The sequence below is a fragment of the Streptococcus mitis genome (assembly GCF_023109235.1).
Classification (GTDB): domain Bacteria; phylum Bacillota; class Bacilli; order Lactobacillales; family Streptococcaceae; genus Streptococcus; species Streptococcus mitis_DA.
The window spans coordinates 191,294-212,244 of the sequence record NZ_JALDUC010000002.1 but is presented as its reverse complement, the minus strand read 5'-3'; the positions used below and the strand labels follow the sequence as shown (position 1 = coordinate 212,244).

Here is a 20,951-nt window from a genome sequence, read left to right as displayed (position 1 = left end):
ATAGAATGGTAGTGTAATAATAATCGGTCAAAATGCTGGATTTTAGAACCTTTTTTCTAACGAAAATAGTTCTAAAATAAAGTGTATTTCCTGTCCAAAAAATCCTAGGTTTTTTGACAGGAACTATGAATTTTTTATCCAATTATGAAAGGTGCTTTTTGATACTCCTAAGATGTCTGCACCTTCTCGTAAGGTTATTTCTTTTTTGGTATATTGAGCTATTACATCAGGGAGATTATCCGGGGCAATCAATTTTGGTCTACCGAATTTTTTCCCTTTTTTCTTTGCTTCTCGTATTCCTTCCATTTGTCTTTGTTTGATTTGTTCTCTTTCAAACTGTGCCACATAAGATAGAACTTGCAAAACGATATCGGATATTAGTTTTCCTGTGATATTGTCATCGCTGTTCTTTGTGTTTAATAAGGGGAAATCTAAAACAGTTATATTTACTTTCTTTTTCTTAGTAATTGATTGCCATTGTTCTAAAATTTCATCATAGTTTCTTCCCAATCTATCAATTGATTTAATAACTAATTCATCATTCTCCTTCAAGGTAGTTAATAATTTTTGATATTCGATTCTGTCAAAATCCTTTCCTGAAACATAATCAATAAAAATATTTTCTTTTGCTAATTTGTTTTCTACCAAGGCTGAAAATTGCCTATCAATATTTTGTTCTCTTGTAGATACTCGAACATAACCGTAACGCATAAGGCTACCACCTATCTTTTTATCTCTATTTTAGACGAAAAGAAAACTACCGCCCATAATGAGTGGTAGTTTGGTGTACTCTTTGCTACTGTATTTTTTTGCCAAGATTTTGTCTTGGATGCGTGAATAGTAGTGTTGGATAAAAAATCTTAAGGGCTTAAAATCCTTTTAAACCAACCTTTTTGATGTTTACAAAAATTAAAAACAGTATGTTCAATTTTTGCATGTTCATCATGGTGATTTATAGTTTCCTTTTATCTTATTTTCCTTTTTATTTTATCAATTTTGGGGTTAAAAGTCTAATCTTTTTCTGAGAGAATCTAAGAATTGTGCTTGGCAGTGGAAAATAAAAGTAGACTTCCTGCGAAACAAAATATGATACAATAAAACTATGAATTATGAAGTAAGTAAACAATTAACTGATGCACGATTTAAGCACCTTGTTGGTGTTCAGCTCACTACTTTTGAAGAGATGTTAGCTGTGTTAAAAACAGTTTATCAACTTAAACACGCAAAAGGTGGACGAACCCCTAAGTTAAGCCTAGAAGACCTCCTCATGGCTACTCTCCAATACATGCGAGAATACCGCACTTATGAACAAATTACGGCTGATTTTGGCATTCACGAAAGCAACTTAATCCGTCGGAGTCAATGGGTTGAAGCAACTCTTATTCAAAGTGGCTTTACGATTTCAAAAACTCATCTTAGTGCTGAGGATACGGTGATTGTGGATGCAACAGAGGTAAAAATCAATCGTCCTAAAAAATCAACTAGCCAATTATTCTGGTAAAAAGAAATGTCATGCTATGAAGGCTCAGGCGATTGTCACAAGCCAAGGGAGAATTGTTTCTTTGGATATTGCAGTGAACTATTGTCATGATATGAAGTTGTTCAAAATGAGTCGCAGAAATATCGGACAAGCTGGTAAAATCTTGGCAGACAGTGGTTATCAAGGGATCATGAAGATGTATTCACAAGCGCAAATTCCGAAGAAATCAAGCAAACTTAAGCCACTAACTCTTGAAGATAAATCCTATAATCATGTGCTATCTAAAGAGAGAATCAAGGTTGAGAATATTTTGGCCAAAGTAAAAACGTTTAAAATGTTTTCAACAACCTATTGAAATCGACGTAAACGATTTGGATTACGAATGAATTTGATTGCTGGAATTATCAACTGTGAACTAGAATTCTAGTTTCGCAGGAAGTCTAATAAAAAAACTTTGTACTCTAGCAACCATCGCGTGGCTAGCTAGAGTGCAAAGTTTTTTTGAGTTTGGAACATGGAAACAGCAGTTGATTTCAAGAAACAAAAAAGAACAGCCGAAGCTGTCTTTTTATCATTATTTGAGACCGTATTTTTTGTTGAAACGATCCACGCGTCCATCTGCTTGAGTGAACTTTTGACGTCCAGTGTAGAATGGGTGTGAGTCTGATGAAATTTCCACACGGATCAATGGGTAAGTTTCGCCTTCGAACTCAACTGTTTCGTTAGAGCGTTTTGTTGAACCGCTAAGGAATTGGTAACCAGTAGTTGTGTCCATGAAGACAACTGGGCGATATTCTGGATGGATATCTTTTTTCATTTTGCAATATTTCCTTTCTGCCATGGTCTCTTTGCGAGCCATAGATTGTTACCATACTAGTCTATCAGATTATGAAAAGTTTGGCAAGTATTTTATCAGTTTTTAAGCAAGTTTTTTAACTTTTGGTAGATGATTTCGTTTTCCTCTTGGCTATAGGAATTGGCACCACTTGCTAGAGGGTGGCCTCCTCCATCATGTTCTTTGGCAATTTCATTGATAGGATGAATTTTACTGCGTAAGCGAACACGGTAGTGGCCATCAGCCTGCTCCACAAAAATTCCCCAGAGACTCACACTGTCAATACGTCCAGGAGCACCGACAATGGCTGCAGTTTCAGCATCGGTGACATTGAATTGTTTCAAGACTTCTTGACTCAGGATAACGCGAGCTGCACCATTTTCATCCACTTCCAGACGGTCATAGATATAGCCTTGAAGTTTAGCAATTTTGTAGCTCATAGTGTCCATTTTGCGAGTGAGAGCCGCAAAGTCAAAGTTATGTTCTCTCAAATAAGCAGCCAGGCGAAGAGTTCGTGCAGTCGTAGAAGGATAAAGAAAGCGACCTGTATCACCAACAATACCAGCAAAAAGCAACTCAGCAGCTTGATCTGACAAGGCCAGTTGAGTTGTTTGGGCAAATAGGGTAATCATCTCGCTAGCACTGCTTGAACTAGTATCGATCCATGATAGGTCACCATATACATCATCATTTGGATGGTGGTCAATCTTAATGAGAAAATCACCTTGAATATAGCGTTTATCATCAATACGAGCAGTATTCGCCGTATCACAGACGATGACAAGTGCACCTTGGTAGGCACTATCTTCAATAAGATCCATTTTAGCCATCCAAGTAAGAGTTGGTTCATCAAAACCAACTGCTTTGATAGTTTTTTCTGGGAAATGATGTTTGAGAAGAGCTTTCAATCCCACCTGACTTCCCAAGGCATCAGGGTCTGGTTTCATATGACGATGAATGATAATCGTATCGTATTCTTTAATTTTTTCTAAAATTTGATGGCAAATTTCCATAAATAACCTCAATTCTTTCTCATTTCATTGTAGCACAAGAATTTTTATTTTTAAAATGAAAAAGATGTGATATAATGGAGAAAGATAAATTGAGGAGGACGATATGGCATTAGCAAAAATTGTATTTGCCAGTATGACCGGTAATACCGAAGAAATTGCAGATATTGTAGCAGACAAATTACGTGACTTGGGCTTGGATGTCGATGTTGATGAATGTACAACTGTTGACGCTTCAGACTTCTTGGAAGCAGACATCGCTATCGTTGCGACCTATACTTATGGTGATGGAGAATTGCCAGATGAGATGATGGACTTCTACGAAGACCTAGCAGATCTCAACTTGAATGGCAAAATCTACGGAGTGGTCGGCTCAGGAGATACCTTCTACGATGAATTCTGTAAGGCTGTTGATGACTTTGACCGTGTCTTTGTGTCAACAGGAGCAGAAAAAGGTTCAGAGTGTGTTAAAGTTGATCTTTCTGCCGAGGAAGAAGATATTGAACGCTTGGAACAATTCGCAGAAGAATTGGCTGCTAAAGTAGGATAAGCACAAAAGTGCGCTGATGTAATCAATCAGTGCATTTTTCTTATCGTGAGTTGGGATTTTACTAGCCTATTTGGTGGCTTTTTGATACAATAATTCAAATAAAGGAGGAGATTGTATGGATTTAGATATTATTCGTCAAGAAATTGATCAAATTGACGATCAAATTGTCAAACTGTTAGAAGAACGAATGCATTTGGTTGAGGGGGTAGTTGCCTATAAGAAAGCTTCAGGTAAACCGATTTTAGATACCAAGAGAGAAGAAGTTATTTTTGAAAAGGTTAGAAGTCGTGTAGAGGACAAGAGCTATCAGGAGACTATTGTAGCGACTTTTTCTGACATACTCAAACGTTCGCGTGATTATCAGGATCAAAACATCAAATGAAAAAAGAACAATTTTATCCGCTAGGAATTTTTCTAGCTGCCATGGTGGGCGGACTTGTGCGCTACCTTGTTTCTACTTGGTTACCAGCCAGTCCAGACTTTCCTTGGGGCACTCTCTTTGTAAACTATCTGGGAATTTTCTGCCTGGTTTATCTTGTCAAGGGATATCTGGTCTATAAAGGAACCAGTAAAGGCGTTATTTTAGCACTGGGGACGGGCTTTTGTGGCGGTTTAACAACCTTTTCCAGTCTCATGCTTGATGCTGTGAAACTGCTTGATACAGGGCGCTATCTTAGTTTAGTTATGTATTTGCTTTTGAGTATTGGTGGAGGCCTACTTTTGGCTTATTTTCTAGGGAGGAAAAAATGGTAATGGTCTATCTTGCAATCGCTTGTGGTCTTGGAGCCCTGGTACGGTATTTCTTTTCCCGCTATAATCAAGCTTCTAAATTGCCACTTGGAACGCTCATAGCCAATCTTTTAGGGTGTTTGTTGATTGGCTTGCTCTACAACCATGTGGAGTCTAAGGAAGTCTATGCTATTCTAGCAACTGGATTTTGTGGCGGTCTGACAACTTTTTCGACCTTGAATGATGAACTGCAAAGACTGTTAAGTGATAAGAAGGTATTTTATTCTTATTTGGCTTTGACCTACCTAGGTGGTTTGATTGCGATTTTTTTAGGAATTCTGCTATAAATTTCTTTACTTTTTTGTGGAAATTTGGTAAACTGTATCTTGTGTGTAATGGACGCACAAAAATACAGTTTATCCGCTGAGGAAGATTCCTCAAGATTGACAAAGATAGGAGAATAAAATGAATCCATTAATCCAAAGCTTGACTGAAGGTCAACTTCGTACAGATATCCCATCATTCCGTCCTGGTGACACTGTTCGTGTACACGCGAAAGTTGTCGAAGGTAACCGTGAACGTATCCAGATTTTTGAAGGTGTTGTTATCGCACGTAAAGGTGCTGGCATCTCAGAAAACTATACAGTTCGTAAAATCTCTAACGGTGTAGGTGTTGAGCGTATCTTCCCAATCCACACTCCACGTGTTGAAAAAATCGAAGTTGTACGTTACGGTAAAGTACGTCGTGCGAAATTGTACTACTTGCGTGCTCTTCAAGGTAAAGCAGCTCGTATCAAAGAAATCCGTCGTTAATTCGACTAAAAAACTCTGCTTCTTCAGCAGAGTTTTTATCTAGCTCCCTTAGTTCAATGGATATAACAACTCCCTCCTAAGGAGTAGTTGCAGGTTCGATTCCTGCAGGGGGCAGTAATTAGACATCAAAAACCGCTCAGCCGAGCGGTTTTCGTATATTCTTCACTTTTACAGTACCCATGTACGGATGGCATGGGCAACGCCAGATTCGTCATTTGTTTTAGTGATGTATTTGGCGATTTTTTTGATTTCTGGATTTCCATTTTCCATAACAACGGGGTTACCAACGACTTCCAGCATGGCACGGTCATTTTCTTCGTCACCGATAGCCATGGTTTGATCTTTGGTCAATCCGAGTTTTTCAGCTAAGTGAGTAATGGCTGAACCCTTGTCTACATTCTTTTTAAGGAGTTCGAGGTAGAAAGGAGCAGATTTGTTGATGGAGTAGTGTTCGTAAAATTCTGCTGGGATTTTTTCAATCGCAGCATCAAGAATCTCAGGTTCATCGATGAACATACACTTGACGATTTCTTTATCGGCCATTTCTTCAGGTGTACGGTAGAAGATGGGCATGCTGACGAGGGTTGATTCGTGCACCGTATATTTTCCAATATTGCGATTTGCAGTGTAGATACCGTCCTTGGTAATGGCATGCATGTGGACACCGAGCTTGCGACTGAGGAATTCCATATCCAGATAATCCTCATAGGTCAAGGATTCACTGACAATCTCATGTCCTGTAGCAGTTTCTTGGACAAGGGCACCATTGAAGGTCACCACATAGTCACCCTCGTCTCTCAACTGCAAGTCGTCTAGAAGCTTGGCAACACCTGCGATAGGGCGGCCAGTTGCAATCACAACTTTGACACCAGATTCTTTGGCATCTTGGATGGCAGAAAAGACTTCAGGAGTAATCTCCTTTTGGCTATTGACTAGGGTTCCGTCAATATCGACGGCGATAAGTTTAATACTCATAAAATTCCTCTTCTAGTTTTTATTTGGGGTAAAATGATCGTTTTCAATCAAGTGTAAAAATTGCTGGGTAATGCTTGCGAAGATACTGTTTTGGTCCAACATTTCTTTCGGGAAATAAAAACGATTATCTCCGTGGCGACTGCCAGCAAGGGATTGGACGATAGGAGACAGGCTAGAGAGTTCGGCCAGTTGACCATTTTTTTGTAAAATCTCAATCTGTGTCCGTGGATTTTCAGATTCGGGACGATAGATATCATAAGGGAGGTCAAAGTTCTTATGAATGGCAGTATAGTAGTCGGGATCAAAGCCAATGTCCTCAACCAATTTTCTCATGCTAGCGAGTTGGTCTTGATCTTCTTGTGAAAAGGTAATGGATTTAAAGACCTTGCGGTTGACAAAGCGTTGCGATAAATCTGCTAGAATCTTGTCAGGACTGGTCATCCATAGCTGGAAATAGGTGTTCATCACACCATCATCCAGAGCCAGATAATCAGACAAGGTCACATTTTTTTCAAAGAAAGGAAGGAGATATGGAGATGTTCGTGCAAAGAAGTCCTTATCTTCTGGATAAAGTTCCTTAGCCCGTTTGAGGAGATTCTGTAGGAGAACTTCCATGGCACGTGTTGCTGGGTGGAAATAAACCTGCATGTACATCTGGTAGCGACTGAGGACGTAGTCTTCGATGGCGTGCATGCCATTGCGCTGAAAGGCGATGCCATTTTCGACAGGACGAATGACTCGGAGGATGCGAGTCAGGTCAAATTCTCCATAGGAAGCTCCTGTAAAATAGGAGTCGCGCAAGAGATAGTCCATGCGGTCCGCATCAATCTGGCTAGAAATGAGTTGCACGACCTGCTTGTTAGGATAGGTATGGTCGATGACACTGGCCACCTTTTCTGGAAAATCTGGCGCTACTTGTAGTAGGACTTGGTGAATCTCCGTTTCAGGACTTTGGATAATCTCCTGAGTAATAGCTTCGTGGTCTGTATCAAAGAGATGTTCAAAAGTATGGGAGTAGGCACCATGTCCGAGGTCATGAAGGAGTGCAGCGGTCATGGTCAAGAGAGACTCAGCAGGATTCCATTCTTCAGGATATTTTTCTTCAAAAATCTCTGTGATACGTCGTGCAATTTCATAGACTCCTAGACAGTGAGAGAAGCGACTGTGTTCTCCACCGTGGAAGGTATAACTGGAAGTTCCCAGTTGCTTGATTCGACGCAAACGCTGAAATTCTTTTGTATTAATCAAGTCATAGATGATTTGATTATTGACATGGATGTAGTTGTGAACTGGGTCACGGAATACTTTTTCGTTCATATGACCATTATAGCAAAATCCTGCTCTTTTTGGTAAAATAGTAAGACAAGAGACAAGAAAGAGGACTTGATGTGAAGATTCGGATGCGAAATAGGATTCAGTTTGATGAGCAGTTGGAAGTGATTGACCAACTCTATGATGTGGAAGTGCATGAAAAAGGAGATTATAGCTACCTGCTTTTCTATAATGAGGAAAAGGAAAAAGTGGTTATTAAATTTCATGGTCAAGAACTGGTGATGAGCCGATTTTCTAATCCCAAGACCATTATGCGCTTTTTAAAGGATAGTGATAGTTTAGCCTATATTCCCACACCTACGGGCATGCAGGAGTTTATCATCCAAACGAGCCATTATCAAGTTGATGGGCAAAAGATTGAACTAGATTATCAACTACAAAATCAAGAGGGACATCCCTTTGCCAGCTATCAATTGGAAATTACTTGGTGCTAGTCTCTTGTTTTTTTCAAATTTTTGCTAGCTATCTTCTCGGATTAGCCTGCTAATGTGGTAGATTAGGCTAATTTTTGGTATAATAAAAGTTATGGAAATCGAAAAAACCAATCGTATGAATGCGCTCTTTGAATTTTATGCGGCGCTTTTGACAGATAAGCAAATGAATTATATAGAGCTCTACTATGCTGATGATTACAGCCTTGCTGAGATTGCCGAGGAGTTTGGTGTTAGTCGTCAGGCTGTCTATGACAATATCAAGCGGACAGAAAAGATTCTGGAAGATTATGAGATGAAATTGCACATGTACTCGGACTACATTGTCCGCAGTCAAATTTTTGACCAGATTTTGGAGCGCTATCCCAAGGATGACTTTCTGCAGGAGCAGATAGAAATTTTAACAAGCATTGATAATAGAGAATAAGAGGAAGAAAAATGGCATTTGAAAGTTTAACAGAACGTTTGCAGAACGTCTTTAAAAATCTACGTAAAAAAGGAAAAATCTCTGAATCTGATGTCCAAGAGGCAACCAAAGAAATTCGCTTGGCCTTGCTTGAGGCCGACGTTGCCTTGCCTGTTGTAAAGGACTTTATCAAGAAAGTTCGTGAGCGTGCAGTCGGGCATGAGGTCATTGATACCCTTAATCCTGCGCAACAGATTATTAAAATCGTTGATGAGGAACTGACAGCTGTTTTAGGTTCTGATACAGCTGAGATTATCAAGTCACCTAAGATTCCTACAATCATCATGATGGTTGGTTTGCAGGGGGCTGGTAAAACAACCTTTGCTGGTAAATTGGCCAACAAACTCAAGAAAGAAGAAAATGCTCGTCCTTTGATGATTGCGGCGGATATTTATCGTCCAGCTGCCATTGATCAGCTCAAAACTCTTGGACAACAGATTGATGTGCCGGTTTTCGCTCTTGGAACAGAGGTTCCAGCTGTGGAGATTGTTCGTCAAGGTTTGGAACAAGCCCAAGCTAATCATAATGACTATGTCTTGATTGATACGGCAGGTCGTTTGCAGATTGATGAGCTTCTGATGAATGAGCTTCGTGACGTGAAAGCATTGGCTCAACCAAATGAAATTCTCCTCGTGGTTGATGCCATGATTGGTCAAGAAGCGGCCAATGTTGCGCGTGAGTTTAATGCTCAGCTGGAAGTGACGGGGGTCATCCTTACCAAGATTGATGGTGATACTCGTGGTGGTGCTGCTCTGTCTGTTCGTCACATTACCGGAAAACCAATCAAGTTCACTGGTACAGGTGAAAAGATTACGGACATTGAAACCTTCCACCCAGACCGCATGTCTAGCCGTATCCTTGGTATGGGGGATATGCTCACTTTGATTGAGAAAGCTTCTCAGGAATACGATGAGCAAAAAGCCCTTGAAATGGCTGAGAAGATGCGCGAAAATACCTTTGATTTCAATGATTTCATTGATCAGTTGGATCAGGTACAAAACATGGGGCCAATGGAAGACTTGCTCAAGATGATTCCAGGTATGGCTAACAATCCAGCCCTTCAAAACATGAAGGTAGATGAGCGTCAGATTGCTCGTAAACGTGCCATTGTGTCTTCCATGACACCTGAAGAACGTGAAAACCCAGATTTGTTAAATCCAAGCCGCCGCCGTCGTATCGCTGCGGGTTCTGGAAATACCTTTGTAGAAGTCAATAAATTCATCAAAGACTTTAACCAGGCTAAACAACTCATGCAGGGTGTTATGTCTGGAGATATGAACAAGATGATGAAGCAAATGGGAATCAATCCAAACAACCTTCCTAAGAATATGCCAAATATGGGAGGAATGGATATGTCTGCCCTTGAAGGAATGATGGGACAAGGCGGTATGCCTGACCTGTCAGCTCTAGGAGGAGCAGGAATGCCAGATATGAGTCAGATGTTTGGTGGCGGACTCAAAGGTAAAATCGGTGAATTTGCCATGAAACAGTCTATGAAACGCATGGCTAACAAAATGAAAAAGGCGAAGAAGAAACGTAAGTAAGACAAGGGAAGGCCGTAGGGCTTTCCTTTTTTATAAAGAAGAAAAATGAGCACTTCCGTAATTGGAAATGCTCGTTTTTTGATATGTTTAGACTACTATACTCAATGAAAATCAAAGAACAAACTAGGAAACTAGCCGCAGGTTGCTCAAAACACTGTTTTGAGGTTGTGGATAGAACTGACGAAGTCAGTAACCATATCTACGACAAGGAGACGTTGACGTGGTTTGAAGAGATTTTCGAAGAGTATTAGTCTTTATTTTCGTATGGCAAGATTAAGTTCAAGATGATTCCTGTCATGGCTGATAGGGCAGTACCTGAAAGGGTAACTGGACCAAGTTTAAGGATAGCTCCTCCAAGTCCAAGGACCAACATAGCACTTGCGATGATTAGGTTACGCATTTGAGCGAAGTCAACACGTTCTTTAATCAAGACTTTCAAACCATTACTTGCGATAACTCCGTAGAGAAGGATTGACATACCACCAAGTACAGCGTTTGGAATAGTTGAAATCAAGGCAGTGAATTTACCAAGGAAGCTAAGGGCAATCGCGATAAAGGCAGCGTTACGGATAACTGAGACAGAAGCGATACGAGTCATACCGATAACCCCTGTATTTTCTCCGTAAGTTGTATTGGCTGGTCCACCAAGGAAGGCAGAAACAGAAGTTGCGATACCGTCACCAAGAAGAGTACGGTGAAGACCTGGTTCTTTCAAGAATTGACGACCACAGATTTGACCCAAAACAGTATGGTCTCCGATATGTTCAGAAATTGTTACGATAGCGATTGGCAAGATAGCGATGGTTTCTGGGCCAAAGTAAAGATTGTATTCTTTAAAGGCACCACCTGTGCTAAATGGCAAGTAGAAACCAGGAATTTCAAACCAGTTAGCTTTAAGAACTGGTGTAAAGTCAACCAAACCAAGAGTTAGTGCGAAGAGGTAACCACCGATAATGGCAAAGAGGAATGGAATGATTCGTAGGAAGCCTTTTCCTTTTGTATTGATAAAGGCAGCAATCAAGAAAGTAACAACGGCTACAAGAGCATTTTTCCAATTCCCGTCAGCTACAAGACCAGCATTGGTAACAGCTGAACCTGCAAGTCCCAGACCGATAACGATAATCATAGGTCCGATGATGATTGGTGGCAAGAGTTTATCAATCCATTTTGTACCTGCAAAACGAACACCTGCAGCCACAAGGACATAGACCAAACCAGTCAAGATAACTCCTGTTTGAGCAGCAGATACATCACCACCCATTTCTTTCATAGCCAGTGACATTGCTGTGATAAAGGCAAAAGAAGAACCTAGATAAACTGGAACTTTAAATCCAGTTGAAATCATATAGATGAGTGTCCCGACACCTGAAGCAAAAAGGGCAACAGATACAGGCATTCCCAAAATCAAGGGTACCAAGATGGTCGCACCGAACATGGCGAAAACGTGTTGGAAACTAAGGAGAATTCCTTTTCCAGCCGAAGGACGTTGGTCAACGTCTAGTAACAAATCAACAGTTGATTCTTGTTTCATATAAACCTCACTTTTGGGCATCAAAAAAGAGCCCATTATTTTACAGCAATAGGCCCTCAGAGTAAGACTTCTCTAAAATCTAGACTTTAAAGAGTTTCAAGTATTTCTGCGTCTTCGTCACCTCACGGGATGACATTAAAAACCTTTGCTTGTGATAGTATAGCAGAAATTCCGAACTTTGTAAACATTTTTTACTAAAAAATTTAAAGCGGGCGTTTGTTGGGCATGCCAGCCTTTCTTGGATATTTATTTGGTGTTTCTTTTTTCTTTTCTACCACTGTGATGTAACGTGGATCTCCATTTGGTAGGGCGTAGCTGAGATTGTCTTCTACTTTACTAAAAAGGAGGTTGAGGGCATTCTTAGCTTCTAATAATTCCTCAGGAGCATTGCTAGCCTTGAGTGCCAATAGTTTTCCGCCAACTTTAAGGTAGGGAATAGTTAATTCAGATAGGACTTGCATACGGGCAACCGCACGAGCCGTTACAAAATCATACTGAGCACGGAAGTTTTTGTCTTGGGCAAAATCTTCGGCACGTCCATGGTAGAAATGAACATCGTCTAAATCCAGTTCCTGAGCCAAAAGTTTGAGGAAGTTGATGCGCTTGTTGAGAGAATCAATGATAGTTACATTTAGCTGAGGATAGAGAATTTTCATCGGTAGACTAGGAAATCCTGCCCCGGCTCCAATATCAAGAAGTTTGATAGTTTCATTTGAAATTAAGCCTTGCAGAATGGGTGCAATCGAATCGTAAAAGTGTTTCAGATAGACTTCTTCCTTATCTGTAATAGCCGTCAAATTAATCTTCTCATTCCACTCGACCAAGAGTTCAAAATAGCGTTCAAATTGTTTTTTTTGCTGGTCCGAAAGTGAAAGATTCTGCTCGGCAAGCAGGTTGTAAAATGTTTCTGGTTTCATAGTTATTTCCTTCTTTAGTATTATCTTATTTTACCACAATCATTAAAAATTTGATATACTGGTACTAATCTAAAAGTAGAAAGGACTTATATAATGACTTGGATTATTCTTGGAGTTATCGCTCTTATTGTTATTTTTGTAATTGTTAGCTATAACGGTTTGGTTAAGAATCGTATGCAAACAAAGGAGGCTTGGAGTCAGATTGATGTTCAGTTGAAACGTCGAAATGATCTCTTGCCAAACTTGATTGAGACTGTAAAAGGTTATGCCAAATATGAAGGTTCTACCCTTGAAAAGGTGGCAGAACTGCGTAACCAAGTGGCAGCAGCGACTTCACCAGCAGAAGCTATGAAAGCTAGTGATGCCCTCACTCGTCAGGTTTCAGGTATTTTTGCAGTTGCAGAAAGCTATCCAGATTTGAAAGCTAGTGCCAACTTTGTTAAATTGCAAGAGGAGTTGACAAACACAGAAAATAAAATTTCTTACTCCCGTCAACTCTACAACAGTGTTGTCAGCAACTACAATGTAAAATTAGAAACTTTCCCAAGCAATATTATCGCTGGAATGTTTGGATTTAAAGCAGCAGATTTCCTTCAAACACCAGAAGAGGAAAAGTCAGTTCCTAAAGTTGATTTTAGCGGTTTAGGTGACTAAGATGTTGTTTGATCAAATTGCAAGCAATAAACGAAGAACCTGGATTTTATTGTTGGTATTTTTCCTACTCTTAGCTCTTGTTGGCTATGCGGTTGGCTACCTCTTTATGCGATCTGGGCTTGGTGGTTTGGTTATCGCACTGATTATCGGCTTTATCTATGCCTTGTCCATGATTTTTCAATCGACAGAGATCGTCATGTCCATGAATGGAGCGCGTGAGGTGGATGAACAAACGGCACCAGACCTCTACCATGTAGTGGAAGATATGGCTATGGTGGCTCAGATTCCTATGCCTCGTGTTTTCATCATTGATGATCCAGCCTTAAATGCCTTTGCGACAGGTTCTAACCCTCAAAACGCAGCGGTTGCTGCGACGTCAGGTCTCCTAGCTATCATGAATCGTGAAGAACTAGAAGCTGTTATGGGACATGAAGTCAGTCATATTCGTAATTACGATATCCGTATTTCGACTATTGCTGTTGCCCTTGCTAGTGCTATCACCATGCTTTCTAGTATGGCCGGTCGTATGATGTGGTGGGGTGGAGCAGGTCGCAGACGAAGTGATGATGACCGAGATGGAAATGGCTTAGAAATCATTATGCTCGTAGTTTCTCTACTAGCTATTGTGCTGGCACCTCTTGCTGCCACCTTGGTACAACTAGCTATTTCTCGTCAGAGGGAATTCCTTGCTGATGCTTCCAGTGTCGAGTTGACTCGTAATCCTCAAGGGATGATTAATGCTCTATGTAAGTTGGATAATAGTAAACCGATGAGTCGTCCTGTCGATGATGCCAGCAGTGCACTTTATATCAATGATCCCAAGAAAGGGGGAGGGTTCCAAAAACTCTTTTATACCCACCCACCTATCTCAGAACGGATTGAACGTTTAAAACATATGTAAAAAAGAATCCAGAGGTTGTCTCTGGATTTTTGCTATGTTGCAAATTTATAAATCTTCTAAATTAACTACCTCTAAACCGTGTTCTGTTAAGCGATAGATGCTTGAACAGACCTCTTTTAAGAAACGACGGTCATGCGAAACAGTGATGAGACCACCAGGATAAGTGGCAAAGAGTTTTCTGAGTTCGGGTTGAGAAGTTGGAGAAAAGTTTCGTGTGGGTTCATCTAGCAGGAGAAAGTCTGGTTTGCGCAAGACTAAATCCAAAAGCAGAAGTTTCCCCTGTTGCCCGCCAGATAAGGAGCGAATTTGATGCTGCATTTCTTGATAACTGAAATTGAGACTGGCTAAGCGAGATTGGATTTTCTGCAGTTCCTCTTTTTCCCCAGTTTTGCTGAGATAGGCGATTGGGGATAACTCCAATTGCAGTTTTTGCTGGTAATCTTGTGGCATAAAACCAAGGGAAATCTCTTTTTTATCATTAAGAAGTTGCTGTAACTTGGCTAGCAGAGTTGATTTACCAACACCATTTTGGCCGATGATACCGATTTTTTCTTGGCCACGGACAGTTAGTTGTAGTTTTTGAACCAAAACTCGGCCGCCAATGGCCAAATTTTCCTTTTCCAGTTGGATTAAGACTTTAGAGGCCGGTAATGGTTGGATATCTGAGAAGAAAAGTCTGATTTCTTCCTCTTCAAGTGGCTTTTGGGTCATGGACTGAGCTGCCCTTTCGTAGCGTTTTTCTTGTGAGAGGACAGTTTTCATCTTTTTAGCCAATAGGCGACCGGCAGTACTGTCTTTGGTAGCTCGAAGCGTAGTTTCTACATTTTGCTTGACTCGCCGATGTTTTTCCATGGTTTTATCGTAGGCTCTTTGGTCGTTAGCAGCTTGCTGGCTTTGTCTGACAAAATTAGCCTTTCTCTGCTCACTATAGCGATCATAGTCTAAATGCTCTACTAGCGTTTCTGCTTCTTTCCGGTGCTTGACCAGTCGCAAGTGGACAATGGTATCAGCCGTTTCAGAAAGAAAGTCTTCATCATGGGAAATGAAAATAACGGTTTGCTGAATCTTTCGAATCTGACCTTTTAGCCAATCAACCGTCTCAAGGTCTAGGTCATTTGAAGGTTCATCTAAAAATAAAATCTCAAAGGGTTTGGCTAACTCATGGATGAGCTGAATTTTCAAAGCTTCGCCACCGGAGAGGCTCCCGATCTCTTGGTCGCTTGCGAAACGATCACTATCAAAATGCAACTCTTCAGCTAAGCGATAAAGGATACTGTAGTCTAAATCAATAGAATCTAAAAAGAAGTAGTCGTGTAGAGATTGTTTTTTCAGCTCCTCGGGGACTTTTTGAGGAATATAGGCCAGTGACTGATAGTCAGACTGGACGTCTCCCCTGATAGTGAAATCAGACAAATATTCCCCCATTAAAGTTTTAAGTAAGGTTGATTTGCCATTTCCTTCCTCTCCAATAATAGCTACTTTTTCCCCGTCTTGGATGGTCATGCTTAGGTCAGAGACAAGATCTCGTAAATCTTTGTTTTGTGTGATGGTCAGGTGATTGATTTTTATCATATGATTGCCCTTTCTAGAATGTCCAATAGTGCATAACAAAAAGCTCTACTTTACCTAGTAGAGCCAAAGTTTATGTCAAAAAACTCTATTAATACTCTTCGAAAATCTCTTCAAACCACGTCAGCGTCGCCTTACCGTAGATATATGTAACTGACTTCGTCAGTCTTATCTACAACCTCAAAGCAGTGCTTTGAGCAACCTGCAGCTAGCTTCCTAGTTTGCTCTTTGATTTTCATTGAGTATAAAATGCCAGAAAAAGAGCATAAAAGAGTACACAAAAAGAGACAAAAACAAGATCTACTAAATAAAGGTTCTTTATTTGATAGACTTAGTTGTTCATGTCTCCCTTACCTCCGAGTATTAGTATCTCTATACTATACCTTTCAGGATATTTTGTCAACAGAAAACTGACAATTCTAATCTCTAAAATCCGAAAACAGGTCCATAAAGAGTTAGTACGTGTTTGACATGCTCGTAATGGAACTTGTCATAGTTCCGTCAAGCGGTACGTGCTTGATCGTTTAGTTTTAGGCTACCAAGGCCTATCAGAAGACTGGTACGTTGGTAAAATTTCTCAAGGTCGATTAAAATACTGTTGTCCAACTTTTCCGCTTTTTTGAGCTCTTTTATGGTAGTGTTTAGCAGATCTTGCAGTCGAATATCATCTGCAGTACCCTGTTTGCAGATTTGGAAACTTTTATTTAACTCGGATAGGAGTTGGGTTGCATTAGTAATGAGTTCTTTGTCTTCCATGTGAGCATCCTCCTTGCTCTGATGTATTATTGCCTATAGTATAGCACTAAAAAACAAAAATGTCATATTAAATATGTTAAAAAATCGAATTTTAATTATAAAGTTTGGTGGGCTGATTTGTAGGCTTTTCATGGTATAATCAAGAGAGTAAATCTTTATGGAGGAAGTATGAAATTAAATATTCAAGAAATTCGTAAGCAGTCTGAAGGCTTGCATTTTGAACAAAGTTTAGACCTAGCCGCAGACCTGCGTGCACGCAATCAAGAAATTTTAGATGTAAAAGATATCCTTGCAGTTGGGAAAGTACAGTACGAAGACAGTATGTATTTCTTAGATTATCAACTATCTTATACTATTGTTCTTGCTTCAAGTCGCAGTATGGAGCCAGTTGAGTTGGCTGAATCTTATCCAGTCACAGAAGTTTTCATGGAAGGCGCAACCAACCAGCTAGATCAGGAAGTTTTAGACGATGATTTGGTCTTGCCTATCAAAAATGGAGAACTTGACCTTGCTGAGAGCGTGTCAGACAATATCCTACTAAACATTCCTATTAAGGTTTTGACGGCTGAAGAAGAAGCTGGTAAAGGTTTTGTGTCAGGAAATGACTGGCAAATCATGACAGAGGAAGAATACCAAGCCCAACAGGCAGTTAAGAAAGAAGAAAACAGTCCTTTTGCTGGCTTACAAGGACTATTTGATGGAGACGAATAATGGTTTTGTCAAAAAAACGAGCACGAAAAGTGCTGGAAGAAATCATTGCTCTGTTTCCAGATGCCAAGCCCAGTCTTGATTTTACCAATCATTTTGAACTACTAGTTGCGGTCATGTTGTCAGCTCAGACAACAGATGCAGCGGTAAATAAGGCTACACCAGGTCTCTTTGCTGCCTTTCCAACGCCACAAGCCATGTCTGTAGCGACAGAGAGTGAAATTGCTTCACACATTTCTCGCCTGGGATTGTATCGGAATAAGGCTAAATTCCTTAAAAAATGTGCCCAACAGTTACTAGACGATTTTGACGGTCAAGTTCCTCAAACACGTGAGGAATTGGAGAGTTTGGCAGGTGTTGGTCGCAAGACAGCCAATGTTGTCATGAGTGTTGGTTTTGGGATTCCAGCCTTTGCAGTGGATACTCATGTAGAGCGTATTTGCAAACACCACGATATTGTCAAAAAATCAGCGACACCGCTTGAGGTGGAAAAGCGGGTCATGGATATCTTGCCACCGGAGCAGTGGTTAGCTGCCCATCAGGCCATGATTTATTTTGGAAGAGCTATTTGTCATCCTAAAAATCCAGAGTGTGACCAGTACCCACAGTTATATGACTTTAGCAATTTATAAGCAATTTATAAGATGGGGTTTCAAAAGTTTTTGCTTGATTTTAAGCATGCTTTGTGCTATAGTATTTGATAACTAAATATTCCTTTAAACCTGTCCCGTGAGGCAGGCAAGGAGAACGATTAAGTAGTAGGGTGAAGTCTATACTGTTTGCAGTAGGGCTCGCTTGGCTATACATTTCAAGTCTCCTTGTTTAAGGAGACTTTTCTTTTTGGAGGTTTGTCATGAAGGCAAAAGAAGTTGTAGACGAATTGACTGTCAAACGAGCGATTACGCGTATTACTTATGAGATTATCGAACGCAACAAAGATTTGAATAAAATCGTCTTGGCTGGTATTAAAACTCGTGGTGTCTTTATCGCCCACCGAATCCAAGAACGTTTGGAGCAACTAGAAAATCTTTCAGTTCCTGTTGTGGAATTGGATACTAAACCTTTCCGTGATGATGTAAAAAGTGGAGAAGATACTTCTTTGGTTTCTGTTGATGTGACAGACCGCGAAGTTATCTTGGTGGATGATGTGCTCTATACAGGTCGTACCATCCGTGCTGCTATTGATAATATTGTAGGTCATGGTCGTCCTGCGCGCGTGAGTTTAGCAGTTCTAGTCGATCGTGGACATAGAGAATTGCCAATCCGTCCAGATTACGTTGGGAAAAATATCCCTACTAGTCGTTCTGAAGAAATCATCGTAGAGATGGCAGAACTTGATGGCCAAGACAGAGTTCTGATTACTGAAGAAGCTTAGAAAGCTAAAGGAGTAGCCATGTCAGAAAATCAACAAGCACTGAACCATGTGGTGTCCATGGAAGACCTCACTGTTGATCAAGTGATGAAATTGATCAAGCGAGGAATTGAGTTAAAAAACGGAGCCCAGCTTCCCTATGAAAACCACCCGATTGTTTCCAATCTTTTCTTTGAGGATTCCACACGGACGCATAAGTCCTTTGAAGTGGCAGAGATTAAACTGGGGCTGGAACGACTTGACTTTGATGTGAAGACCAGCTCGGTCAATAAGGGTGAAACACTTTATGATACTATCTTGACTCTGTCTGCCTTAGGAGTGGATGTCTGTGTGATTCGCCACCCAGAGGTCGACTACTACAGAGAGTTGATTGCTAGTCCGACGATTACGACTTCCATCATCAATGGTGGAGATGGTTCGGGACAACATCCTAGCCAGAGCTTGCTTGATTTGATGACCATTTATGAGGAATTTGGTCACTTTGAGGGGCTCAAGGTTGCGATTGCAGGTGACTTGGACCACTCACGCGTTGCCAAATCTAATATGCAGATTTTGAAACGCTTGGGAGCTGAACTTTACTTTGCTGGACCTGAGGAATGGAGAAGTCAAGAGTTTGCAGACTATGGACAGTTTGTAACCATTGATGAAATCATTGATCAGGTGGATGTCATGATGTTTCTCCGTGTGCAACATGAACGTCATGATAGTGGAGCTATCTTTTCAAAAGAAGACTACCATGCCCAACATGGCTTGACTCAAGAACGTTATGACCGTTTGAAAGAAACAGCAATCCTTATGCACCCAGCTCCAGTCAATCGTGATGTAGAAATCGCAGATCACTTGGTTGAAGCACCAAAATCACGGATTGTCCAACAAATGACCAATGGTGTCTTTGTTCGAATGGCAATCTTAGAATCCGTATTGGCGAGTAGAAACGCCAACTAAAACACAAGACGTTAAAAGACGCCAGTGAGCGTCCACGAGAGGTGAAAATATGACAAAAAGACTTCTAGTATTAGAAGATGGAACAATTTTTGAAGGCAAGGCCTTCGGAGCAGATATTGATGTAACAGGCGAAATTGTCTTTAATACAGGCATGACCGGCTACCAAGAATCCATTACAGACCAGTCTTATAATGGACAAATCTTGACCTTTACTTATCCTTTGGTAGGAAATTATGGAATCAACCGTGATGATTACGAATCCATCATTCCAACTTGTAAGGGAGTTGTTGTTTTCGAAGAAGCACGTAGAGCAAGCAACTGGCGCAACCAAATGACCTTGGATGAATTTTTGAAAGCCAAGAAAATTCCAGGTATTTCAGGAATTGATACACGTGCTCTTACCAAGATTATCCGTAAGCATGGTACTATGCGTGCAACCTTGACCCATGTTGGGGACAGCATGGACCATGTGACTGACCAGCTCCAAGCAACAGTCTTGCCGACAGACAATATCAAGCAGGTTTCTACTAAAACTTCCTATCCAGCACCAGGAGTTGGTTTGAGTGTTGTTTTAGTGGACTTTGGTCTCAAGCACTCAATCCTACGTGAACTTTCTAAACGCAACTGTAACGTGACGGTTGTTCCTTATTCGACAACGGCTGAAGAAATTCTCCATCTTAATCCTGACGGAGTTATGTTGTCAAACGGTCCAGGTAACCCAGAAGATGTTCCACAGGCACTGGATATGATTCGTGGTGTGCAAGGAAAAATTCCAATCTTTGGTATTTGTATGGGGCATCAACTCTTTGCTATGGCAAACGGGGCTAAGACTTACAAGATGAAGTTTGGTCACCGTGGCTTTAACCATGCAGTACGTGAAATTGCAACAGGACGAGTAGACTTCACCAGCCAGAACCATGGTTATGCAGTTAGTCGTGAAGATTTGCCAGAGCATTTGATTATCACCCATGAAGAAATCAATGATAAGTCAGTGGAAGGTGTGCGTCACAGATACCAACCTGCTTTCTCTGTCCAATACCATCCAGATGCAGCCCCTGGTCCACACGACGCTAGCTACCTATTTGATGAGTTTATCGAGATGATGGAAGCTTTTAAACAATCAAACTAAGAACGAGTAAAAGCTCGTCGGAGAATTTATGTAACTGAACACGGACGGAAAGCTCGGAATTTAGAGAAACCAATTTGGATTGTCAATCCTTCCTTGGTTTCCTAAAATTCAATCGCTTTCTATTCATCCTTTGTATCTTATTTAATGTCGCCCTGAGAGGCGACGAATAGAAAGGCAGGTCGTTTCTTTTAGTCGCTATCAGGCGAACTAAAAACTCCCTGCACTAGATTTTTTACCGAAAAGTATCGTTTCGCTAAAAAATCGTCGGAGAATTTATTTAATGTCGCTCTGTGAGGCGACGAAT

Annotated in this window: 23 protein-coding genes, 1 tRNA gene and 2 pseudogenes; 17 read left to right on the top strand and 9 right to left on the bottom strand. The window is 40.7% G+C overall.

All coding sequences use genetic code 11. The annotated features are described in order from the left end of the window. Window positions 1-123: 123 nt before the first annotated feature. Window positions 124-711, bottom strand: coding sequence for a recombinase family protein (locus M1F55_RS02325; protein WP_247939709.1), 588 nt, complete (start codon window positions 709-711; stop codon window positions 124-126). Window positions 712-1,102: 391 nt separating this feature from the next. On the opposite strand from M1F55_RS02325, the pseudogene M1F55_RS02320 reads away from it, so the two are divergent. Beyond that, window positions 1,103-1,907: pseudogene (locus M1F55_RS02320) on the top strand (IS5 family transposase). Window positions 1,908-2,054: 147 nt separating this feature from the next. Here M1F55_RS02320 and M1F55_RS02315 read toward each other — a convergent pair. After that, complete coding sequence (locus tag M1F55_RS02315) at window positions 2,055-2,297, bottom strand: type B 50S ribosomal protein L31 (RefSeq protein WP_000710764.1); 243 nt, start codon at window positions 2,295-2,297, stop codon at window positions 2,055-2,057. A gap of 95 nt (window positions 2,298-2,392) precedes the next feature. Next, window positions 2,393-3,328 carry a DHH family phosphoesterase gene (locus tag M1F55_RS02310; protein WP_247939888.1) on the bottom strand — a complete coding sequence of 312 codons (936 nt, stop codon included), beginning with the start codon at window positions 3,326-3,328 and terminating at the stop codon, window positions 2,393-2,395. Window positions 3,329-3,431: 103 nt separating this feature from the next. On the opposite strand from M1F55_RS02310, the gene M1F55_RS02305 reads away from it, so the two are divergent. The 6 genes from M1F55_RS02305 to M1F55_RS02280 all read left to right on the top strand — a co-directional run bounded on the left by M1F55_RS02305 (window position 3,432) and on the right by M1F55_RS02280 (window position 5,531). After that, a complete protein-coding gene (locus M1F55_RS02305) occupies window positions 3,432-3,875 on the top strand; it encodes a flavodoxin (RefSeq protein WP_001162128.1) in 444 nt (147 codons plus the stop codon). A gap of 115 nt (window positions 3,876-3,990) precedes the next feature. Further along, a complete protein-coding gene (locus M1F55_RS02300) occupies window positions 3,991-4,257 on the top strand; it encodes a chorismate mutase (protein ID WP_020900337.1) in 267 nt (88 codons plus the stop codon). After that, complete coding sequence (gene crcB, locus M1F55_RS02295) at window positions 4,254-4,628, top strand: fluoride efflux transporter CrcB (protein ID WP_219966602.1); 375 nt, start codon at window positions 4,254-4,256, stop codon at window positions 4,626-4,628. The genes M1F55_RS02300 and crcB (M1F55_RS02295) overlap by 4 nt, the downstream gene beginning before the upstream one ends. Further along, window positions 4,622-4,951, top strand: a complete 330-nt coding sequence (crcB, locus tag M1F55_RS02290) for a fluoride efflux transporter CrcB (RefSeq protein ID WP_247939887.1) — start codon at window positions 4,622-4,624, stop codon at window positions 4,949-4,951. Before crcB (M1F55_RS02295) ends, crcB (M1F55_RS02290) begins: the two co-directional genes overlap by 7 nt. 118 nt (window positions 4,952-5,069) lie before the next feature. Beyond that, on the top strand, window positions 5,070-5,417 hold the full coding sequence (gene rplS, locus M1F55_RS02285; RefSeq protein ID WP_001068669.1) for a 50S ribosomal protein L19: 348 nt from the start codon (window positions 5,070-5,072) through the stop codon (window positions 5,415-5,417). A gap of 42 nt (window positions 5,418-5,459) precedes the next feature. Beyond that, a tRNA-Arg gene (locus M1F55_RS02280) sits at window positions 5,460-5,531 on the top strand. Window positions 5,532-5,585: 54 nt separating this feature from the next. On the opposite strand, the gene yidA is transcribed toward M1F55_RS02280, so the two are convergent. Continuing rightward, window positions 5,586-6,392 carry a sugar-phosphatase gene (gene yidA, locus M1F55_RS02275; RefSeq protein WP_247947194.1) on the bottom strand — a complete coding sequence of 269 codons (807 nt, stop codon included), beginning with the start codon at window positions 6,390-6,392 and terminating at the stop codon, window positions 5,586-5,588. A gap of 12 nt (window positions 6,393-6,404) precedes the next feature. Then, a complete protein-coding gene (locus M1F55_RS02270; RefSeq protein ID WP_247947193.1) occupies window positions 6,405-7,709 on the bottom strand; it encodes an HD domain-containing protein in 1,305 nt (434 codons plus the stop codon). 71 nt (window positions 7,710-7,780) lie between these two features. On the opposite strand from M1F55_RS02270, the gene M1F55_RS02265 reads away from it, so the two are divergent. From M1F55_RS02265 to ffh, 3 genes are all read left to right on the top strand, one after another. Next, window positions 7,781-8,158 (top strand): YwiB family protein, encoded by a 378-nt coding sequence (locus M1F55_RS02265; protein ID WP_080673739.1) that lies wholly within the window; start codon window positions 7,781-7,783, stop codon window positions 8,156-8,158. Between the two features lie 91 nt (window positions 8,159-8,249). Further along, window positions 8,250-8,582, top strand: coding sequence for a putative DNA-binding protein (locus tag M1F55_RS02260; RefSeq protein ID WP_000402066.1), 333 nt, complete (start codon window positions 8,250-8,252; stop codon window positions 8,580-8,582). Between the two features lie 11 nt (window positions 8,583-8,593). Further along, on the top strand, window positions 8,594-10,165 hold the full coding sequence (gene ffh / locus M1F55_RS02255) for a signal recognition particle protein (protein ID WP_000863622.1): 1,572 nt from the start codon (window positions 8,594-8,596) through the stop codon (window positions 10,163-10,165). Window positions 10,166-10,412: 247 nt separating this feature from the next. On the opposite strand, the gene M1F55_RS02250 is transcribed toward ffh, so the two are convergent. Together M1F55_RS02250 and rsmG are read right to left on the bottom strand one after the other, a co-directional pair. Then, window positions 10,413-11,696 carry a uracil-xanthine permease family protein gene (locus M1F55_RS02250; RefSeq protein ID WP_060628761.1) on the bottom strand — a complete coding sequence of 428 codons (1,284 nt, stop codon included), beginning with the start codon at window positions 11,694-11,696 and terminating at the stop codon, window positions 10,413-10,415. A gap of 203 nt (window positions 11,697-11,899) precedes the next feature. Beyond that, window positions 11,900-12,613, bottom strand: a complete 714-nt coding sequence (rsmG, locus tag M1F55_RS02245) for a 16S rRNA (guanine(527)-N(7))-methyltransferase RsmG (protein WP_000801943.1) — start codon at window positions 12,611-12,613, stop codon at window positions 11,900-11,902. 93 nt (window positions 12,614-12,706) lie between these two features. Here rsmG and M1F55_RS02240 point away from each other — a divergent pair, with 93 nt between their 5' ends. Together M1F55_RS02240 and htpX are read left to right on the top strand one after the other, a co-directional pair. Next, window positions 12,707-13,267, top strand: coding sequence for a LemA family protein (locus M1F55_RS02240; RefSeq protein WP_000219823.1), 561 nt, complete (start codon window positions 12,707-12,709; stop codon window positions 13,265-13,267). 1 nt (window position 13,268) lies between these two features. After that, window positions 13,269-14,168, top strand: coding sequence for a zinc metalloprotease HtpX (htpX, locus tag M1F55_RS02235; RefSeq protein ID WP_000895765.1), 900 nt, complete (start codon window positions 13,269-13,271; stop codon window positions 14,166-14,168). A gap of 45 nt (window positions 14,169-14,213) precedes the next feature. Here the strand turns inward: htpX and M1F55_RS02230 are convergent, their stop codons facing one another. Both M1F55_RS02230 and M1F55_RS02225 read right to left on the bottom strand, forming a co-directional pair. Then, window positions 14,214-15,740, bottom strand: coding sequence for an ATP-binding cassette domain-containing protein (locus M1F55_RS02230; protein WP_247947192.1), 1,527 nt, complete (start codon window positions 15,738-15,740; stop codon window positions 14,214-14,216). Window positions 15,741-16,163: 423 nt separating this feature from the next. Next, window positions 16,164-16,493: pseudogene (locus M1F55_RS02225) on the bottom strand (helicase BlpT). A 168-nt stretch (window positions 16,494-16,661) separates the two neighbouring features. Between M1F55_RS02225 and M1F55_RS02220 the strand changes: the two are divergent. The 5 genes from M1F55_RS02220 to M1F55_RS02200 all read left to right on the top strand — a co-directional run bounded on the left by M1F55_RS02220 (window position 16,662) and on the right by M1F55_RS02200 (window position 20,647). Next, window positions 16,662-17,204: a YceD family protein gene (locus M1F55_RS02220; protein ID WP_247939866.1), complete on the top strand. Its 543-nt coding sequence runs from the start codon at window positions 16,662-16,664 to the stop codon at window positions 17,202-17,204. Beyond that, on the top strand, window positions 17,204-17,833 hold the full coding sequence (gene nth / locus M1F55_RS02215) for an endonuclease III (RefSeq protein ID WP_000244443.1): 630 nt from the start codon (window positions 17,204-17,206) through the stop codon (window positions 17,831-17,833). Before M1F55_RS02220 ends, nth begins: the two co-directional genes overlap by 1 nt. 221 nt (window positions 17,834-18,054) lie before the next feature. Continuing rightward, a complete protein-coding gene (gene pyrR / locus M1F55_RS02210; RefSeq protein ID WP_000644747.1) occupies window positions 18,055-18,576 on the top strand; it encodes a bifunctional pyr operon transcriptional regulator/uracil phosphoribosyltransferase PyrR in 522 nt (173 codons plus the stop codon). Between the two features lie 18 nt (window positions 18,577-18,594). Continuing rightward, window positions 18,595-19,518 carry an aspartate carbamoyltransferase catalytic subunit gene (locus tag M1F55_RS02205; protein WP_247947191.1) on the top strand — a complete coding sequence of 308 codons (924 nt, stop codon included), beginning with the start codon at window positions 18,595-18,597 and terminating at the stop codon, window positions 19,516-19,518. A gap of 49 nt (window positions 19,519-19,567) precedes the next feature. Beyond that, window positions 19,568-20,647: a carbamoyl phosphate synthase small subunit gene (locus M1F55_RS02200; RefSeq protein WP_077805018.1), complete on the top strand. Its 1,080-nt coding sequence runs from the start codon at window positions 19,568-19,570 to the stop codon at window positions 20,645-20,647. Window positions 20,648-20,951: the final 304 nt, after the last annotated feature.

Bases quoted from the DNA above. Each gene is read 5' to 3' on its own strand.
- rplS (WP_001068669.1), top strand. From the start codon at position 5,070: ATGAATCCATTAATCCAAAGCTTGACTGAAGGTCAACTTCGTACAGAT.
- M1F55_RS02220 (WP_247939866.1), top strand. From the start codon at position 16,662: ATGAAATTAAATATTCAAGAAATTCGTAAGCAGTCTGAAGGCTTGCAT.
- M1F55_RS02240 (WP_000219823.1), top strand. From the start codon at position 12,707: ATGACTTGGATTATTCTTGGAGTTATCGCTCTTATTGTTATTTTTGTA.
- M1F55_RS02305 (WP_001162128.1), top strand. From the start codon at position 3,432: ATGGCATTAGCAAAAATTGTATTTGCCAGTATGACCGGTAATACCGAA.
- M1F55_RS02260 (WP_000402066.1), top strand. From the start codon at position 8,250: ATGGAAATCGAAAAAACCAATCGTATGAATGCGCTCTTTGAATTTTAT.
- rsmG (WP_000801943.1), bottom strand. From the start codon at position 12,613: ATGAAACCAGAAACATTTTACAACCTGCTTGCCGAGCAGAATCTTTCA.
- M1F55_RS02325 (WP_247939709.1), bottom strand. From the start codon at position 711: ATGCGTTACGGTTATGTTCGAGTATCTACAAGAGAACAAAATATTGAT.
- M1F55_RS02200 (WP_077805018.1), top strand. From the start codon at position 19,568: ATGACAAAAAGACTTCTAGTATTAGAAGATGGAACAATTTTTGAAGGC.
- yidA (WP_247947194.1), bottom strand. From the start codon at position 6,392: ATGAGTATTAAACTTATCGCCGTCGATATTGACGGAACCCTAGTCAAT.
- M1F55_RS02315 (WP_000710764.1), bottom strand. From the start codon at position 2,297: ATGAAAAAAGATATCCATCCAGAATATCGCCCAGTTGTCTTCATGGAC.
- M1F55_RS02230 (WP_247947192.1), bottom strand. From the start codon at position 15,740: ATGATAAAAATCAATCACCTGACCATCACACAAAACAAAGATTTACGA.
- crcB (WP_247939887.1), top strand. From the start codon at position 4,622: ATGGTAATGGTCTATCTTGCAATCGCTTGTGGTCTTGGAGCCCTGGTA.
- crcB (WP_219966602.1), top strand. From the start codon at position 4,254: ATGAAAAAAGAACAATTTTATCCGCTAGGAATTTTTCTAGCTGCCATG.
- pyrR (WP_000644747.1), top strand. From the start codon at position 18,055: ATGAAGGCAAAAGAAGTTGTAGACGAATTGACTGTCAAACGAGCGATT.
- M1F55_RS02270 (WP_247947193.1), bottom strand. From the start codon at position 7,709: ATGAACGAAAAAGTATTCCGTGACCCAGTTCACAACTACATCCATGTC.
- ffh (WP_000863622.1), top strand. From the start codon at position 8,594: ATGGCATTTGAAAGTTTAACAGAACGTTTGCAGAACGTCTTTAAAAAT.
- htpX (WP_000895765.1), top strand. From the start codon at position 13,269: ATGTTGTTTGATCAAATTGCAAGCAATAAACGAAGAACCTGGATTTTA.
- M1F55_RS02310 (WP_247939888.1), bottom strand. From the start codon at position 3,328: ATGGAAATTTGCCATCAAATTTTAGAAAAAATTAAAGAATACGATACG.
- M1F55_RS02300 (WP_020900337.1), top strand. From the start codon at position 3,991: ATGGATTTAGATATTATTCGTCAAGAAATTGATCAAATTGACGATCAA.
- M1F55_RS02205 (WP_247947191.1), top strand. From the start codon at position 18,595: ATGTCAGAAAATCAACAAGCACTGAACCATGTGGTGTCCATGGAAGAC.
- M1F55_RS02250 (WP_060628761.1), bottom strand. From the start codon at position 11,696: ATGAAACAAGAATCAACTGTTGATTTGTTACTAGACGTTGACCAACGT.
- nth (WP_000244443.1), top strand. From the start codon at position 17,204: ATGGTTTTGTCAAAAAAACGAGCACGAAAAGTGCTGGAAGAAATCATT.